Source organism: Nonomuraea sp. NPDC050643 (genome assembly GCF_040654715.1).
GTDB lineage: Bacteria > Actinomycetota > Actinomycetes > Streptosporangiales > Streptosporangiaceae > Nonomuraea.
Genome location: NZ_JBFAIM010000057.1, coordinates 31,314 through 47,475, shown reverse-complemented (window position 1 = coordinate 47,475; position 16,162 = coordinate 31,314). Strand labels below are relative to the sequence as shown.

Sequence of the window (16,162 nt, the reverse complement as noted above, 5' to 3'; positions counted from 1 at the left end):
GCAAGGCGGGCCAGCGCGCCGGGGCGGGCTCCCGGCCGCCGGTCAAAGCCGTTGAGAGACCGCGGCGCGCTGGCTAACCTGCCATCCATGATCTCACTCGCCCGGCGCCGCCTGACCCCTGCCGAAACCGGCCCGGCGCTGCGGGCGCTGTGCGCGTGGACGCCGGTCGACGCCCCGGGCGGCGGCCTGCACCCCGGGGACGTGGGGTGGTATCTGCGGTTCGACGACGCGGCCGTCTTTCTCTGGCTTGCCGATGACGTGCCGGTGGCGGCCGGCTTTTTCGACGGGCCCGTGCTGCGCGTGACCGCCGCGCCCGGCGCCGATCTCGGGGCGCTCGCGGCCGACGCCGAGGAGCTGCTCGAGCCCGGCAACGACTGGTCCGACGGTCTGCCGGTGCCCGGGTGGGAGGTCGAGCGGGAGTCCTGGCTCGTCCTGTCGTGGACCCCGCGGCCGGTGCCGGGCCGCGCCGAGCCGGTCGGTGAGGCCGATGCGGCCGACCGGGTGCTGGTGCAGCGGTCCGCTTTCACGGGCTCCACGTTCACCGTCGAGGGCTGGCGCACGATGATGCGGTCGCCGGCGGGCGAGCTGGCCGTGGAGGCGCTCGTACGCACGCCCGAGGGCGAACCCGCGGCCGCGGCGACCGGATGGTTCGCGGGCGCGGGCCGATGCGGGCTGCTCGAGCCGGTCGGCACCCATCCCGGCCATCGCGGGCACGGCTACGGGCGCGATGCCGTGCTGGGCGTGTGCGCGGCCCTCACCCAGCGGGGCGCGAGCGCGGTCGCCGTCGTGACACCGTCCGCGAACGAGGCCGCGGTGGCCCTCTACCGCTCGGCCGGCTTCACCGTCGTACGCGAGAACCGCGACTGGGTTCGCCCTCAACGGGCCGAACAGAGCAGATGATCTTGTGAAGGGTCGAGGGCCGGTTCAACGCCCGCCGTGACCCTTTTCACCGCACAGCGCGCGGGCGGAAAATGCGTTGCCGTAAATGCCGGCAAACCGTATGGTTTTGCGCTCGTGATCACAGTGGTGGAACGGGTCCTGCCTGCCCGGCTGGGGACAGGATTTCGATGGTTGCTGGCCTCGAGCTGGCTGACGAATCTCGGTGACGGGATCGCGGCCGCCGCCGGTCCGCTGCTGATCGCGACGTTGACCCGCGACCCGCTGCTGATCTCGCTGTCGGCCCTGGTGAGCTGGGCGCCGCCGCTGCTGTTCAGCCTGTACGCCGGCGTCCTGTCGGACCGGTACGACCGGCGCCGGATCGTGCTCGTCGCGAACGCGGTGCGGGCCGTGGTGCTGGCGGCGCTCGTCGCGCTCATGGTGACCGGCACCGTGACCGTGGCGACGGCGCTGGTGGCGCTCACGCTCCGGTCCGTCGCCGAGGTGTTCGCCGACAACGCCACGGCCACGCTGACCCCCATGATGGTCGGCAAGGACGATCTCGTCATCGCCAACGCCCGCCTGGGCACGGGGTTCATCACGCTCAATCAGCTCGCCGGGCCGCCGATCGGCGCGGCGCTGTTCGGCCTGGGCCTGACCTGGCCGTTCGCGGGCCAGTTGCTCCTGGTGGCGGCGGGGATCGTCCTGGTCTCCCGGATCACGTTGCCGCCGCACGGGCGGCAGGCCGGCGAACTCACGCCGCCCAACACCGTACGGGAACTGATCGCCGGGCTGAGCTGGACGATCCGGCACGCGGCGGTCCGCACGCTGGCGCTCACCATCCTGATCTTCAACTTCACGTTCGGCGCGGCCTGGTCGGTTCTCGTCCTCTACACCCAGGAGCAGCTCGGTCTCGGCGCCCTGGGCTTCGGTCTGATGACCACCATCGGCGGGATCGGCGGCTTGATCGGCACCGGCCTGTACGGGGCCATCACCCGCAAGGTGAGCCTGGGCGCCCTGATGCGGATCGGGCTCATCATCGAAACGCTCACCCACCTGGGCCTGGCCCTGACCCATTCGCCGTGGGTCGCCGGGGGCATCTTCCTGGTCTTCGGCGCGCACGCGTTCATCTGGGGCACGACCTCGGTCACGGTCCGCCAGCGCGCGGTCCCGCGGGACCTGCAGGGCCGGGTGGGCAGCGTCAACACCGTCTGCGTCTACGCCGGTCTGGTGGTCGGCTCGTTGATCGGCGGTGTCCTGGCCACCCATTTCGGTGTCGCGGCGCCCTTCTGGTTCGCCTTCGGCGGCTCGGCGGTGTTCGTGGTGCTGCTGTGGCGGCAGCTCATGCTCATCGCCCACGACGACTGACGGGCCCGGCAACCGGGCCGGTGACGTCGGCGGGGCGGGGCCGGGGGGACAGGGCGTGGATCGCCAGGGCCGCGGTCGCGTAGCCGGCGCCGAGCAGGCAGGCGGCGGGCCACCCGGCGCTCGCGTACGTCCACGTCGTGCTCACCGCGCCGAGGGCCGAGCCGAGGGAGTAGAAGACCATGTACGCGCCGATCACGCTGCCAGCCTGCCGGGGCCGGGCCGTGGTGATGAGGTGCTGGCTGCTGACGTGGACGGCCTGCACCGCCAGGTCCAGCAGGATCACGCCCACGCCCAGGAGCCACAGGGAGTGCCCGGTGCAGGCGGTGAACGCCCACGACACGATCAGGGCCACCAGCGCCCAGCCCGTGACCGGGCCGGCGTGCCCGCGGTCGGCCCACCGTCCCGCGCGGGCGGCGCCCAGAGCGCCGGCGAGCCCGGCGAAGGCGAACAGGCCGATCTGCGCCGGTGTCAGGTGCCAGGGCCCGGCGCCGAGCGGGAGCGCCAGGCCGCTCCAGAGCGTCCCGAACGAGGCGAAGACGAAGAACGCGATGGCCGCCCGGCCGCGCACCATCCGGTCCGTGGCGACGAGCCGCCCCATGGAGGCGATCACCTGCCGGTAACCGCCGGGTGCGCGCTCACGCGGCCCGTCCGGAGGCAGCGCCTGCAGGACGAGCCCGGCCAGGATCACCGAGGCGGCGGCCAGGGCGGCGTACACGCTGCGCCAGCCCGCCGCCTCGGCCAGGACGCCCGCGACCACGCGGGCGCCGAGGATGCCGACGACCACGCCGGAGGTGACCGCGCCGATGTTCCCGCCGCGCTCGTGCGGCGGAGAGACGGCGGCCGTGTAGGCGACGGTCGTCTGCACCACGACCGCGAACATGCCCGCGACGCCGAGACCCGCCAGCGCGAGCGGCGCCGTCGCCGAGGCCGCGACGAGAGCGCTTCCCGCCGCGGTGAGCACCAGGTGGCCCGCGATGAGCCGCCGCCGGTCGAGCACGTCTCCCAGCGGCACGAGCGTGACCAGCCCGGCCAGGTAGCCGGCCTGACCGATGGCGACGAGCCACCCGAGGCCGCCGGACGTGAGCCCCAGGTCCGATCCCGCCGCGTCCAGGACGGGCTGCACGGCGTAGATGTTCGCCACGGCCACCGCGCACACCACGGCCAGCAGGATTCTGCGCCCTCCACCGAGGATCGTCGACACGCCATTCTCCGATCAGTAGCACATTGCAACCGATCGGAGCTAAGGCAGAATGGTAGCGAAAAGCAACTGATTGGAGGACGCATGACGGCCGACCGCTGGACCGACCCGAACTGCCCGGTGGCCAGGACCGTCGACCTGGTCGGCGACCGCTGGAGCCTGCTCATCATCCGGGACGCGATGGACGGCGCCTCCGCCTTCACCGACTTTCACCAGCGGCTCGGCATCGCCCGCAACATCCTCACCGACCGGCTGCGCCGCCTCACCGAGCACGGCATCCTCACCCGTGACACCGCGCCGTCGGGCAAGCGGCAGACCTATGCGCTGACCGAGGCGGGCCGCGACCTGTTCACCGTGGTGCTGGCGCTGCGCCAGTGGGGTGAGCGCAACGCCTTCGCCGCCGGGGAGGAGCACTCGGTCCTGCTCGACCGGCGCGGAGAGGCCGTCCCGGAACTGCGGGCCCTCGACGCCACCGGCGCCCCGGTCTCCTCCAGTACGACTCGCGTGCGGAAGGTGTAGCGATCCAGGGGCGAGTTCACCGCCCCGACCAGGCCGAACGGCCACCGCCGCGCCGCGGGCGGACGATCTAACCCGGCACTCTGCTCATATGAGCAAAATCTGGCTCAAGTGTTGCACGCAGGTTAATACGCGACTTACGGTGCGTTATCTACGTCACATACGGAGGCCCAGATGCGCGCATTCCGGTCGCACAAAATTTCCGTTCTCCTCCTGATCGCCGCCCTGTCAGCGTGCTCGGTGTCCACCACGCCAGGCGGCGCCGCCAAGGACGCCGGCCAGCAGGCGGACGGCCCGGTCGCCATCGGTTTCAGCCAGGCGACCCAGCAGTCCCCCTTCTACGTCCAGCTCCGCGAGGGGGCCGAGGCCGCAGCCAAGAAGGCCGGGGCCACCCTCTACTTCGCCGACGCGGGCGGCGACGTCACCAAGCAGAACAACGACATCCAGGACCTCATCACCCGCCAGGTCGACGTCCTGCTGATCAACCCGGTCGACCCGCAGGGCGTGCAGCCGGGCATCGCCGCCGCCAAGGCGGCCGGCGTCTCGGTCGTGACCGTGGACCGGCCGGTGCCCGAGGGCGCGATCGCCCAGGTCGGCCGGGACAACAAGGCGATGGGCGCGCTCGTCGGCAAGCGCCTCGGCGAGCAGCTCGGCGCCAAGGGCGGCACGGTCATCGAGATCCGCGGCGACGCCGGCGGCGCCGTGGCGCGCGACCGCAGCGCGGGTTTCCACGAGGCCGTGGCGGCCAACCCCAAGATCAAGATCATTGAGGGCCCGTACTCGGACTACGTGCGCTCCAAGGCGGTCACCGCCATGCAGGACCTCCTCCAGGTCCACCCCGACGTGGCCGCCGTCTACGCGCACAACGACGACATGGCGCTCGGCGCCCTGCAGGTGCTCAAGGAGAACGGCAAGGACAAGGTCCTGGTCGCCGGAGTCGACGGGCTCATGGAGGCGGTCAAGCAGATCCCCTCCGGCCAGTACGTGGCCACCGCGCTCAACGACCCCATCTCCCTCGGCGCCAAGGCCGTGGAGACGGTGCTCCAGGTGCAGAAGGGCGAGAAGGTCGAGTCCTCCATCGACGCGGGCACCGCGCTGATCGACACGGCCAACGCCGCCCAGTACGCCGCCGGAACCGGCGAGTTCGCCGAAGCCGCCAAGTAACCGCGCACCGGTACGCACCGGCACATCAAGCACGCAAGGAAAGAAGGGCGACAGGATGTCGGAAACCATGCAGGCCGCGGTGCTCCACGCACCCGGTGACATCAGGGTCGAGCAGGTGCCCGTGCCCGTGCCCGGCCCCGGTGAGGCACTCGTCCGGGTCGCGGCCTGCGGCGTGTGCGGCTCGGACATTCCGCGCATGCTGCGCGCCGGGGCCTACCACTTCCCGATCATCTGCGGCCACGAGTTCTCGGGCCACGTGGTCCGCCTCGGCGACCGCCTGGCCGCCGCCGGCCGGGTCCGCGAGGGTGACCTGGTCACCGTGCCCCCGCTCATCCCCTGCCACGCCTGCGCGCCCTGCAGCCAGGGCCACTTCAGCCTGTGCAAGGACTACGGCTACTTCGGCAGCCGCAGGGACGGCGCCTACGCCCAGTACGTCACCGTGCCGGAGGAGAACCTCATGGTGCTGCCGGCCGATCTCGACCCCCGGGCCGCGGCCATGCTCGACCCGGCCGCGATCGCGCTGCACGCCCTGTGGCGCACCCGGATGCGCGGCGGCAGGCGGGTGGCGGTGGTCGGTGCCGGCCCGATCGGGCTGTTCGCCGTGCAGTGGGCCAGGCTCGCCGGCGCGGCCGAGGTGCTCGTCGTCGAGGTGAACGAGCAGAAGGCCGCCATGGCCACCGAGGCCGGCGCCACCCACACCGCGACCGGCGCGCAGGCGGCGGCCGAGGCGGCCGGCGACGGCTACGACGTGGTCATCGAGTCCGCGGGCGTGCCCGCCACCGTGGACCAGGCCGTGAGCCTGGCGGCCAGGCACGGCGAGGCGGTGTTCATCGGCATCCCGCACGATCCCGTGGTGCTGCCGAAGGCCACGTTCAGCTCGTTCCTGCGCCGCGAGGTCAGCCTGCACGGGGCGTGGAACTCCTTCTCCGCGCCGTTCCCCGGTGAGGAGTGGCGGGTCGCGGCCAAGGCGCTGGCCTCGGGCGAACTCGCCTGGAAGTTCATGATCACGCACGAGCTGGGGCTGGACGCGCTGCCCGAGACCATCGCCGGCCTGGGCGAGCGGTCGATCTTCAGCTCCAAGGTCCTCTTCCTGCCGAACGAGGAGTGACGATGACGGCTTTCCTCGCGCTCGACCTGGGGACCGAAGGCGCGCGAGCCGCGGTCTACAGCGTCGAGGGCGCGCCGATGGGGGCGGGCGACGCCGCGTACCCGACGGCCTTCCCCCGGCCCGGATGGGCCGAGCAGGACCCCGACGACTGGTGGCGGGCGAGCGTCCACGCCGCCCGCCAGGCGCTCGCCGAGGCGGGCGGCCCGCCGATCGCCGGGATCGCGGTGGCGACCACGGCCTCGACGGTGGCCGTCCTGGACCGAAACGGCCGCCCGCTGCGGCCGGCCCTGCTGTGGATGGACGGCCGCGCCGGCGAGGAGTCGGCGCTGACCGCGAAGACCGGGCACCCGGTCCTGCGCTACTCCGGCGGCTGCGACGCCGTCGAGTGGCTGGTGCCCAAGGCCATGTGGCTGGCCCGCCACGAGCCCGAGACCTACCGCGCCGCCGCGCGCATCGTCGAGGCGGTGGACTACATGGTGTGGCGGCTCACCGGGCGGTGGGCGGGATCGCGCATGAACGCCGTGTGCAAGAGCAACTACGACCCGCGCGGCGCGGGCTTCCCGCACGATCTGTACGCCTCGCTCGGCATCGGCGACCTGGGCGGCAAGCTGCCGGACGAGATCGTGCCGGTCGGCGACCCGGTGGGGCCGATCGGTGAGCGGGCCCGCGAGGAGTTCGGCCTCACCGGCCCCGCCGTCGTCGTGTCGGGCGGGATCGACGCGCACCTGTCGCTGCTGGCCATCGGCGGCGCCCCGGAAGGGCGGGTGTCGATCGTCTGCGGCACGTCCAACGCGTTCGTCACCGAGATCGACCATTCGGTCTTCCCGCCCACCGTCTGGGGGCCGTACCCGGACGCGCTGCAGACGGGACGCTGGCTCGTGGAGGGCGGCCAGGTCAGTGCGGGCTCCGTACTGGCCTGGGCGGGCGAGAAGCTCATCGGGCGGCCCCGGGCGGAGCTCGGCGGGCTCATCAAGGCCGCGGCGGAGCTGCCGCCGGTCGAGCACGGGCTGATCGTCCTGGACTACTTCATGGGCAACCGCACCCCGCTGCGGGACCCGCGCCTGCGGGGCGCGGTGCTCGGGCTGACCCTGGCCAGCTCCGCCGAGCAGGTCTACCGGGCCGCCGTGGAGGGCGTCGCGTACGGCACTCGCCAGGTGCTCGACTCCTTCATCGAGGGCGGGATCCCCGTGGAGGAGGTCTACCTGTCGGGCGGCATCCGGCACAACGAGCTGTGGCTCCAGACCACCGCCGACGTGCTCGGAAGGCCGGTCCATCTGGTCACCGGCGACAACCTGACGCTGCGCGCCTGCTCGGTGCTGGCCGCGGCCGGCACCGGCCGGTACACCTCGCCGGCGGAGGCGGCGGCGCAGTACGCACCCCGCGTCCGCACCGTGGAACCGCTCGCCGAGCACGTGGCCGCCTACCGCGGCGGCTACGCCGACTACCGCGCGGCCACCGCCGCCACCACGGAGATCTCCCACCGGCTGAGCGATCCACGGCGGAGGTCCGGCTCATGACCGACGACGACCAGCTCTACCAGGTGGCCGTCCGCTACTACGAGAGCGGCGAGACGCAGGAACAGATCGCCCAGGCGATGCACCTGACCCGATGGAAGGTGGGACGGATGCTGGCCGAGGCGCGCGAGGCCGGCATCGTCAGAATCGAGGTGCTGCATCCGCGTTCCCGGATGGGCGCCCTGGAGCGGGCGCTCCGGGAGCGGTTCGGGCTCCGGGAGGCCATCGTGGTGGCCAACGGCGCTGGCGGTGGCGGCGGTGACGACGAGCAGGCGCGCGAGCAGGTGGCCGCGGCCGGCGCCGACCACCTCGCGGCGATGCGGCCCGTGCCCCGGCTGATCGGCGTCTCCTGGGGCCGCACGCTCGACCGGCTGGCCGGCGGGCTGGCCCCCGGCTGGGCGACGGGCGTCAACGTCGTGCAGATCAACGGCGCGCTCAGCCGCTCCCGGCAGCCGACCAGCGCGGGCAGCACGGCGAGCCTGATCGCGCACCACGGCGGCGGCACCGCCACGCTGCTGGCCGCCCCGGCGATCCTGGAGCAGCAGAGCACCCGGGCGGTGCTGGAGAACGACCGCGCCGTCTCCGACGTGCTCACGCTGGCCGCGCGCGCGGACCTGTTCCTGTTCAGCCCCGGCGGCATGGGCAGCGACTCGGTGCTGGTGGACTCCGGCCAGATCGACGCGGGCGACCTCGACCGGCTCGCGCGGGCCGGCGCCGTGGGCGACGTGCTGGGCCGCTTCGTCGACGCGCGCGGCCAGATCGTCGACCCCGGCCTGGACGGCCGCACGCTCGGCCTGTCTCTGGACCTTCTGCGCTCGGCCACCACCTCGGTCGCGCTGGTCAGCGGCAGGGCGAAGCGGGCGGTGTGCCGGGCCGTCGTGACCAGCGGCCTGTGCGACGTGCTGATCACCGACGACCAGAACGCCACTCACCTCCTGGAGGAGTCATGACCGCGACCGCGGAACGGCTGCGCATGACCGGGATCGTCAAACGGTTCCCCGGCACCGTCGCGCTGGACGGGGTCGAGCTGAGCGTCGGCCCCGGCGAGGTGCACTGCCTGCTGGGCGAGAACGGCGCCGGCAAGAGCACCCTCATGAAGATCCTGGCCGGCTCCTACCAGCCGGACGAGGGCACGATCCTGCTGGACGGGCGGCCCTTCCACCCCGCCACCCCGCACGCGGGGCTGGCGGCCGGCATCGCGGTGATCTACCAGGAGCTGGACCTGCTGCCCGACCTCACCGTCGCGCAGAACCTGCTGCTGGGCCGGGCGCCACGACTGGGCCCGTTCGTCCGGCGCGGGCGGCGGGCCCGGCTGGCCCGCGCGGCACTCGACCGGGTCGGCGCCTCCTTCCCCGTCACCACCAGGGTCAGGGAGCTGCCGATCGCGGCCCAGCAGCTCACCGCCATCGCCAAGGCGCTGACCGCCGACGCGCGCGTCATCGTCATGGACGAACCGTCGGCCACCCTCGGCGAGAGCGAACTGCTGGCGGTGTTCGAGGTCATCCGCACCCTCACCGCGGAAGGACGCTCGGTGATCTTCATCTCCCACCGCATGGACGAGGTCATGGAGATCGGCGACCGCGCCACGGTGCTGCGCGACGGCCGCACGGCCGGCGTCTACGACCTGGCCTCGACCGGCCGCGACGAACTCGTGGCCGCGATGATCGGCGAGGCGGGCGAGCTCGTGGACGCCATCCACCGGCCCGCGCCCGGCGGGGAGCCGCTGCTGCGGATCGAGCGGGTCCACGTGCCGGGGCTCCTCGACGTCCGCGGCATCGAGGTGCGGCCGGGCGAGGTCGTCGGGCTCGCCGGCCTCGGCGGCGCCGGCCGGACCACACTCCTGCGCGCCCTGTTCGGCGACCTCAAGGCCCAGGTCACGGCCCGGCTCGACGACCGCCCGCTCAAGGTCGGCGGCCCGGCCGCCGCCGTGCGCGCGGGGCTGGCCCTGGTGCCGGAGAGCAGGAAGGAACAGGGCCTGATGCTGGGGCTGTCCGTCAGCCGCAACGCCGCGATCGGCGCGCTCGGCCGTCCCCCATGGCTGCGGCCCGGCCGGCTCGGCCGCCGCCTGGCCGGGCCCGCCCTCGCCGGCCTGGGCGTCAAGGCGGCCGGACACGGCCAGCTCGTGGGCCAGCTCTCCGGCGGCAACCAGCAGAAGGTCGTGCTCGCCAAGTGGATCACCCGGGGCGGGATCAGGGTCCTGCTGCTGGACGAGCCCACGCGCGGCCTGGACGTCGGCGCCAAGGCCGACCTCTACCGGCAGGTGCGCCACCTCGCCGACCAGGGCGTGGCCGTGCTGCTGGCCAGCAGCGAGCTCAACGAGCTGACCGCCAACGCCGACCACGTCCACGTCCTGTACGAAGGCCGCAACGTCGCCCGTTTCGACCCCCGCACCAGCCCGGAAAGCGTCATCGCGCACACCGTCATCACAGGAGCCACACCATGACCGCATCCCTCGGATCCACGGTGGCCGGGGCCGCCGGGAAGGAACACGGCGGCCGTTCGCGCCGCGGCGCCGACCTGATCGTCAAGTCCAACCTGCTGCTGGTCTTCCTCGCCCTGTGCGTGGTGGCCTCGCTGCTGGCCCCGCAGTTCCTGACCGGCCGCAACATCGCCAACCTGCTGCAGCAGTCGTCGCTGACCGGCATCGTGGCCATCGGCATGACCATGGTGGTGCTGACGGCGGGCATCGACCTGTCGGTCGGCAGCGTGGCGGCGTTCGGCGGGATGACCGTCGCCCTGCTCATGTCCGCGGGCGTGCCGGTCCTGCCGGCGATCCTGCTCAGCGTGGCGGCCGGCGCGGCGTTCGGCGCCCTCATGGGCGGGCTGTCGGCCTACCTGGCGCTGCCGGCGTTCATGACCACCCTGGCCGGGCTCACGGCCATCCGCGGGCTCACGTACCTGCTGACCGACGGCAAGCCGGCCGAGGCCGGCGGATCCGAGGCGTTTCAGCTCCTCGGCGGCGGGTTCATCGGCTACGTGCCGATCGTCGGGATCATCTTCGTCGTGGTCACCCTCCTGGCCGCCGGGGTGCTGCGCGGCACCACGTTCGGCGAGTACGTGTACGCGGTCGGCAGCAACAAGGAGGCCGCACGACTGTCCGGCCTGCCCGTCCGAGGCGTCATCACCACCGTGTTCGCGGTGTCGGGGGCGCTGGCGGCGCTGGCCGGGGTGCTGCTCACCTCCCGCCTGACCGTGGGCCAGCCCACCGCCTTCAACGGGCTGGAACTGGACGCGATCGCGGCCGTCGTGCTGGGCGGCACCAACCTGTTCGGCGGCCGGGGCGGCGTGTTCGGCACGTTCGTGGCGGTGATGCTGCTGTCGGTGCTGCGCAACCTGTGCAACCTGCTCGGCCTCGGCTCCTTCTTCCAGATGGTGGTGACCGGCCTCATCCTGCTGGTCGCCCTCATCCTCAACATGCTCATCGAGAGGAGGGGCGCTCGTGCCTGACTCCGTTCCCGGCCCGTTGCGGGCCTACCTGCACGGACTGCCCGGCGTCGACGAGGTCGGCGTGCGGCGGCGGGCCGCCGACCTGGCCACCCGCTCGATCAAGACCACGGCCAAACGGTACGCGATCGACCTGGCCATCAGGATGATCGACCTGACCACCCTCGAAGGGGCCGACACCCCGGCCAAGGTCCGCGCGCTGGCGGCCAAGGCCGTACGGCCCGACCCGGCCGACCCCACCGCTCCCCCGGTCGCCGCGCTCTGCGTGTACCCCGACCTGGTCGCCGTGGCCGCCGAGGCGCTGCGCGGCAGCGGCGTCGGGCTCGCCTCGGTCGCCACGGGCTTCCCCGCCGGGCGCACGTCACTGGAGGTGAAACTGGCCGACACCGCCGCGGCGGTGGCCGCCGGCGCCACCGAGATCGACATGGTCATCGACCGTGGAGCGTTCCTGGCCGGCGACTACCGCAAGGTCTTCGACGAGATCACGGCCGTCAAGGAGCGGTGCGGCCCCGCCCACCTGAAGGTCATCCTGGAGACCGGCGAGCTGGTCACCTACGACAACGTACGGCGGGCGTCCTGGCTGGCGCTGCACGCCGGCGCCGACTTCATCAAGACCTCCACCGGCAAGGTCGCCCCCGCCGCCACCCTGCCGGTCACGCTGATCATGCTGCAGGCCGTCAAGGACCACCGGGCCGCCACCGGACGCCAGGCCGGGGTCAAACCCGCCGGCGGCATCCGTACCGCCAAGGACGCCATCCGCTACCTGGTGCTGGTCAAGGAGATCGCCGGGGACGACTGGCTGGACCCCGCGTGGTTCCGGCTCGGCGCCTCGACACTGCTGAACGACCTGCTCATGCAGCGGACCAAGCTCGCCACCGGCCACTACGGCGGGCCCGACTACTACACCATCGACTAGGAGAGGCGTGGAGATCTTCGAGTACGCGCCCGCGCCGGAGTCACGATCACTCGTGTCCGTCCGGCCGTCGTACGACCTGTTCATCGACGGCGAGTTCGTCGAGGCCGAAAGCGGCGAGCGCATCGTCACGGTCAACCCCGCCGACGAGGAGCCGCTGGCCGAGGTGGCCGTCGCCGGCGACGCCGACGTGGAACGCGCGTTCGCCGCCGCGCGGCGGGCCTTCGAGCAGGTGTGGTCGCCCCTGCCGGGCGCCGAGCGCGGCAAGTACCTGTTCAGGATCGCGCGCATCATCCAGGAACGCGCCCGTGAGCTGGCCGTGCTGGAGTCGCTGGACAACGGCAAACCGATCAAGGAGACCCGGGACGTCGACCTGCCGCTGGTCGCCGCCCACTTCTTCTACTACGCCGGCTGGGCGGACAAACTGGCGCACGCCGGGCTGGGCACCCGCCCGCTGGGCGTCGCCGCGCAGGTCATCCCGTGGAACTTCCCGCTGCTGATGCTCGCATGGAAGGTCGCCCCCGCGCTGGCCACCGGGAACACGGTCGTGCTCAAGCCCGCCGAGACCACCCCGCTCACCGCGCTGGCCTTCGCCGAGATCTGCCAGGAGGCCGGACTGCCCCCGGGCGTGGTGAACATCGTCACCGGGGCCGGCGACACCGGCCGGGCCGTGGTCGCCCACCCCGGCGCCGACAAGGTGGCCTTCACCGGCTCCACCGAGGTGGGCAAGGAGATCGCCCGCGCCGTCGCCGGCACGCGCAAACGGCTCACCCTGGAGCTGGGCGGCAAGGGCGCCAACATCGTCTACGACGACGCGGCGCTCGACCAGGCCGTCGAGGGCGTCGTCACCGGGATCTTCTTCAACCAGGGCCACGTGTGCTGCGCCGGATCACGGCTGCTGGTCCAGGAGTCGATCGCCGACGAGCTGCTGGAGCGGCTGCGCGCCCGCATCGAACGGCTGCGTCTCGGCGACCCGCTGGACAAGAACACCGACATCGGCGCCATCAACTCCACGGCCCAGCTCGCCAGGATCCAGGAACTGGCCGCCGCCGGCGAGGCCGAGGGCGCCACGGGCTGGTCCCCCTCTTGCCCGCTCCCGGAACGCGGCTACTGGTTCCCGCCTACCGTGTTCACCGGCGTCACACAGGCGCACCGGATCGCCCGCGAGGAGATCTTCGGCCCCGTGCTGTCGGTGCTGACCTTCCGCACCCCGGAGGAGGCCGTGGCCAAGGCCGACAACACGCCGTACGGGCTGTCGGCCGGAGTGTGGACCGAGAAGGGCTCCCTGATGCTCTGGACCGCCGCCCGGCTGCGCGCCGGCGTGGTGTGGTCCAACACCTTCAACGTGTTCGATCCCGCCAGCCCCTTCGGCGGCTACAAGGAGTCCGGATACGGCCGCGAGGGCGGCCGGCACGGGCTGGAGGCATACCTTGGCTGACCACTCCCCGCGCCTCGCCGTGCGCAGGACGTACAAGCTCTACGTCGGCGGCGCGTTCCCGCGCTCGGAATCAGGCAGGTCCTACCCCGTGACGTCCCCCGCCGGAGACCATCTCGCCAACGCCGCCCTGGCCTCGCGCAAAGACGTGCGCGACGCCGTGGTGGCGGCCCGCAAGGCGTTCCCCGGCTGGTCGGGGCGCACCGCCTACAATCGCGGCCAGATCCTCTACCGGGTCGCGGAGATGATGGAGGGCCGGCGGGCCCAGTTCGCCGAGGAGGTCGCCGCGGCCGAAGGAGTGGGCCAGGCCAGGGCGCAGGCGCTGGTGTCGGCGGCCGTCGACCGCTGGGTGTACTACGCCGGGTGGGCCGACAAGCTCGGCCAGCTCCTGGGCGGCGCGAACCCCGTGTCGGGCCCGTACCTCAACCTCTCCGAGCCCGAGCCGACCGGCGTCGTGGGCGTCCTCGCCCCCGCCGGCTCCTCACTGCTCGGGCTGGTCTCGGTGCTCGCGCCCGTGATCACCTCCGGCAACACGGCGGTGCTGGTGGCGAGCGAAAACGCCCCGCTGCCCGCCATCACACTGGCCGAGGCGCTGGCCACCTCGGACCTGCCGGCGGGCACCGCGAACATCCTGACCGGCCGCCTGTCCGAGCTCGCCCCGCCGCTGGCCGGCCACGCCGACGTGAACGCCCTGGACCTGGCCGGCGCGGGGGATCTCGCGGGCCCGCTGGAAGCCCTGGCGGCGACCACGCTCAAGCGGGTCCTGCGCCCCGGCGAAGAGGACTGGGACGACCCGGATCCCGGCCTGTCCCGCGTCAAGCCCTTCCTGGAGGTCAAAACCGTCTGGCACCCCATCGGCCGCTGAGTGGACGCGACCGGCCCGCCGATCTAGTAGCATCCCGGCTCAGCGGGCTTGGCATGTCGACAACAGGGGGCGGGACGCCCTGCCTCCGATGCCTCGAACCGTGACCGAAGGAGCCGATGCTGGGATGACGGCAGGGCGGCCGATGCCCACACAGGACGACGTGCTCGGCTACTTCGACACGCTGTCGAACTGGGGTCGGTGGGGCGACGACGACGAGCTCGGCACTCTCAACCACATCACCGACGACGTCCGGCTGGCGGCGGCGCGGGCCGTGCGCCACGGCAGGAGCGTGTCGTGCGCATGGGAGGTCGCCGTCCCGAAAGACATGGAGCGGTCGACGACGACGTGCCCGTGCGCCGCCGACATGCCGGGCGCCGAGAACATGCCGGTGCCCGCATTCCACAACGACCGGCGCTGGGGCTTTTCGTCCGAACGACTCGGCATCACGTTCCACGGCAACACCCTCACCCACGTCGACTCGCCGTGCCACATCTTCTGGGACGGCACGATGTACAACGGGCGGTCGCACTCGTTGGTCGACGCCGCCACGGGATCGGCGTGGGGGGCCGTCACGGCGGCGGCGAACGGGATCATCACGCGCGGTGTCCTGCTGGACATCGCGAGGGTCCGCGATGTGCCGTGGCTCGAACCGGGGCAGGGCGTGTTTCCCGACGATCTCGAGGAGGCCGAGCGTCGCCAGGGCGTGCGGGTACGACCCGGCGACGCACTGCTCCTGCGGACCGGCTATGGCCGCGCCCGGCACGAGGCCGGTGAGACCGGCGGTTTCACGCAGGCCGGCTGGCACGCCTCCTGCCTGCCCTGGCTGCAGGAACGAGAGGTCGCGCTGATCGGCGCCGACACCCCCCAGGACGTTCAGCCGTCGGGGTACGAAGACGTGTTGATGCCGGTTCACGCCGTGAGCCTCGTCGCGATGGGTCTGTGGCTGCTCGACAACTGCGACCTGGAGGAGTGCGCGACGACGGCTGCCGAGCTCGGCCAGTGGGACTTCCACCTCACGGTCGCGCCGGTCCGCTTCGCCGGTACGTCCGGCAGCCCGGTCAACCCGATCGCCACGTTCTGACCCCGGTTCACGAGGGGGTGCGCGCATCCGGCCTCCTCACCCCCGGCTCCCACGGCTGACCCGTCTTTGGGTCGCCCGCGGTGGGTGGATCCGCCCACGCCGTTGATCGTGGGGCGCCACCGTGTCCTTGGCGCGCCTGGGACACGAAGTGGCCGTCACTCCGCTGGTCGATCACCGCTGCCGGACGTGAGGTCGCGGGTCGCGACGAGCCCGGCGTCGGTCGTCCGGCGCAGGAAGTCGGCGAGCAGCTTGAGCTGCTGCTCGTCGTATTCGGCGCAGATCGAGTCCACCGCCGAGTTCATGCCGGCGAACAGCCGGTAGATCTCCCCTCCGCGGTCGGGCAGCGCCCGGACGGTGACGGCGCGCCGGTCTGCCGGGTCGCGTTCGCGGGCGATCCAACCGGCCTGTTCCAGCCGGTCGAGAATCCCGGTCAGGGTGGCCGGGTGCAGCCCGGCCTGGCGGGCCAGGTTGCTCGGGCTCAGCGGCCCGTGCCGGCTGATGTGGTCGAGGCAGTCCATGTCGATGTCTTTGAGGGCGAGTTGGACGCCGACCTGGCGATTGAGCATCGACAGCTGGTTGTGCAGGCCGCGCAGGGCGTCCTTGATCTGGGAGGCGAGCTGCCTGCGGGTGCGCGGGTCCTCGGGTGTTACGTAACTCATATTGTATCTATCCCGAACTAA

The 16,162-nt window shown here is 72.5% G+C and carries 15 protein-coding genes; 13 read left to right on the top strand and 2 right to left on the bottom strand.

The window, feature by feature from the left end:
* Positions 1–87: 87 nt before the first annotated feature.
* Both AB0I15_RS48765 and AB0I15_RS48760 read left to right on the top strand, forming a co-directional pair.
* On the top strand, positions 88–900 hold the full coding sequence (locus tag AB0I15_RS48765) for a GNAT family N-acetyltransferase (RefSeq protein ID WP_358112941.1): 813 nt from the start codon (positions 88–90) through the stop codon (positions 898–900).
* Between the two features lie 114 nt (positions 901–1,014).
* Positions 1,015–2,244, top strand: coding sequence for an MFS transporter (locus AB0I15_RS48760; RefSeq protein WP_358112939.1), 1,230 nt, complete (start codon positions 1,015–1,017; stop codon positions 2,242–2,244).
* Here the strand turns inward: AB0I15_RS48760 and AB0I15_RS48755 are convergent.
* Positions 2,225–3,445 (bottom strand): MFS transporter, encoded by a 1,221-nt coding sequence (locus tag AB0I15_RS48755; protein WP_358112937.1) that lies wholly within the window; start codon positions 3,443–3,445, stop codon positions 2,225–2,227. The genes AB0I15_RS48760 and AB0I15_RS48755 overlap by 20 nt on opposite strands.
* Positions 3,446–3,526: 81 nt before the next feature.
* On the opposite strand from AB0I15_RS48755, the gene AB0I15_RS48750 reads away from it, so the two are divergent.
* The 11 genes from AB0I15_RS48750 to AB0I15_RS48700 all read left to right on the top strand — a co-directional run bounded on the left by AB0I15_RS48750 (position 3,527) and on the right by AB0I15_RS48700 (position 15,482).
* Positions 3,527–3,961: a helix-turn-helix domain-containing protein gene (locus AB0I15_RS48750; RefSeq protein WP_358112935.1), complete on the top strand. Its 435-nt coding sequence runs from the start codon at positions 3,527–3,529 to the stop codon at positions 3,959–3,961.
* Between the two features lie 171 nt (positions 3,962–4,132).
* Entirely contained in the window at positions 4,133–5,122 is a 990-nt protein-coding gene (locus AB0I15_RS48745; protein ID WP_358112933.1) for a substrate-binding domain-containing protein, read from the top strand.
* Between the two features lie 55 nt (positions 5,123–5,177).
* Entirely contained in the window at positions 5,178–6,230 is a 1,053-nt protein-coding gene (locus AB0I15_RS48740; protein ID WP_358112931.1) for a galactitol-1-phosphate 5-dehydrogenase, read from the top strand.
* Between the two features lie 2 nt (positions 6,231–6,232).
* Positions 6,233–7,747, top strand: a complete 1,515-nt coding sequence (locus AB0I15_RS48735) for an FGGY-family carbohydrate kinase (RefSeq protein WP_358112929.1) — start codon at positions 6,233–6,235, stop codon at positions 7,745–7,747.
* Positions 7,744–8,694 carry a sugar-binding domain-containing protein gene (locus AB0I15_RS48730; RefSeq protein WP_358112927.1) on the top strand — a complete coding sequence of 317 codons (951 nt, stop codon included), beginning with the start codon at positions 7,744–7,746 and terminating at the stop codon, positions 8,692–8,694. The genes AB0I15_RS48735 and AB0I15_RS48730 overlap by 4 nt, the downstream gene beginning before the upstream one ends.
* A complete protein-coding gene (locus AB0I15_RS48725) occupies positions 8,691–10,187 on the top strand; it encodes a sugar ABC transporter ATP-binding protein (protein ID WP_358112925.1) in 1,497 nt (498 codons plus the stop codon). The genes AB0I15_RS48730 and AB0I15_RS48725 overlap by 4 nt, the downstream gene beginning before the upstream one ends.
* Complete coding sequence (locus tag AB0I15_RS48720) at positions 10,184–11,191, top strand: ABC transporter permease (protein ID WP_358112923.1); 1,008 nt, start codon at positions 10,184–10,186, stop codon at positions 11,189–11,191. Before AB0I15_RS48725 ends, AB0I15_RS48720 begins: the two co-directional genes overlap by 4 nt.
* Positions 11,184–12,104 carry a deoxyribose-phosphate aldolase gene (deoC, locus tag AB0I15_RS48715; protein WP_358112921.1) on the top strand — a complete coding sequence of 307 codons (921 nt, stop codon included), beginning with the start codon at positions 11,184–11,186 and terminating at the stop codon, positions 12,102–12,104. Before AB0I15_RS48720 ends, deoC begins: the two co-directional genes overlap by 8 nt.
* A gap of 13 nt (positions 12,105–12,117) precedes the next feature.
* Complete coding sequence (locus AB0I15_RS48710) at positions 12,118–13,539, top strand: aldehyde dehydrogenase family protein (RefSeq protein WP_358113016.1); 1,422 nt, start codon at positions 12,118–12,120, stop codon at positions 13,537–13,539.
* A complete protein-coding gene (locus AB0I15_RS48705; RefSeq protein ID WP_358112919.1) occupies positions 13,532–14,401 on the top strand; it encodes an aldehyde dehydrogenase family protein in 870 nt (289 codons plus the stop codon). Before AB0I15_RS48710 ends, AB0I15_RS48705 begins: the two co-directional genes overlap by 8 nt.
* Before the next feature lie 124 nt (positions 14,402–14,525).
* Complete coding sequence (locus tag AB0I15_RS48700) at positions 14,526–15,482, top strand: cyclase family protein (protein WP_358112917.1); 957 nt, start codon at positions 14,526–14,528, stop codon at positions 15,480–15,482.
* A gap of 155 nt (positions 15,483–15,637) precedes the next feature.
* Here the strand turns inward: AB0I15_RS48700 and AB0I15_RS48695 are convergent, their stop codons facing one another.
* Positions 15,638–16,141 (bottom strand): MarR family transcriptional regulator, encoded by a 504-nt coding sequence (locus tag AB0I15_RS48695; RefSeq protein ID WP_358112915.1) that lies wholly within the window; start codon positions 16,139–16,141, stop codon positions 15,638–15,640.
* Positions 16,142–16,162 lie beyond the last annotated feature (21 nt).

Excerpts from the sequence above, each read along its gene's own strand:
- AB0I15_RS48720 (WP_358112923.1), top strand. The coding sequence starts at position 10,184 with ATGACCGCATCCCTCGGATCCACGGTGGCCGGGGCCGCCGGGAAGGAA.
- AB0I15_RS48765 (WP_358112941.1), top strand. The coding sequence starts at position 88 with ATGATCTCACTCGCCCGGCGCCGCCTGACCCCTGCCGAAACCGGCCCG.
- AB0I15_RS48735 (WP_358112929.1), top strand. The coding sequence starts at position 6,233 with ATGACGGCTTTCCTCGCGCTCGACCTGGGGACCGAAGGCGCGCGAGCC.
- AB0I15_RS48740 (WP_358112931.1), top strand. The coding sequence starts at position 5,178 with ATGTCGGAAACCATGCAGGCCGCGGTGCTCCACGCACCCGGTGACATC.
- AB0I15_RS48695 (WP_358112915.1), bottom strand. The coding sequence starts at position 16,141 with ATGAGTTACGTAACACCCGAGGACCCGCGCACCCGCAGGCAGCTCGCC.
- AB0I15_RS48730 (WP_358112927.1), top strand. The coding sequence starts at position 7,744 with ATGACCGACGACGACCAGCTCTACCAGGTGGCCGTCCGCTACTACGAG.
- AB0I15_RS48750 (WP_358112935.1), top strand. The coding sequence starts at position 3,527 with ATGACGGCCGACCGCTGGACCGACCCGAACTGCCCGGTGGCCAGGACC.
- AB0I15_RS48725 (WP_358112925.1), top strand. The coding sequence starts at position 8,691 with ATGACCGCGACCGCGGAACGGCTGCGCATGACCGGGATCGTCAAACGG.
- AB0I15_RS48745 (WP_358112933.1), top strand. The coding sequence starts at position 4,133 with ATGCGCGCATTCCGGTCGCACAAAATTTCCGTTCTCCTCCTGATCGCC.
- AB0I15_RS48700 (WP_358112917.1), top strand. The coding sequence starts at position 14,526 with ATGACGGCAGGGCGGCCGATGCCCACACAGGACGACGTGCTCGGCTAC.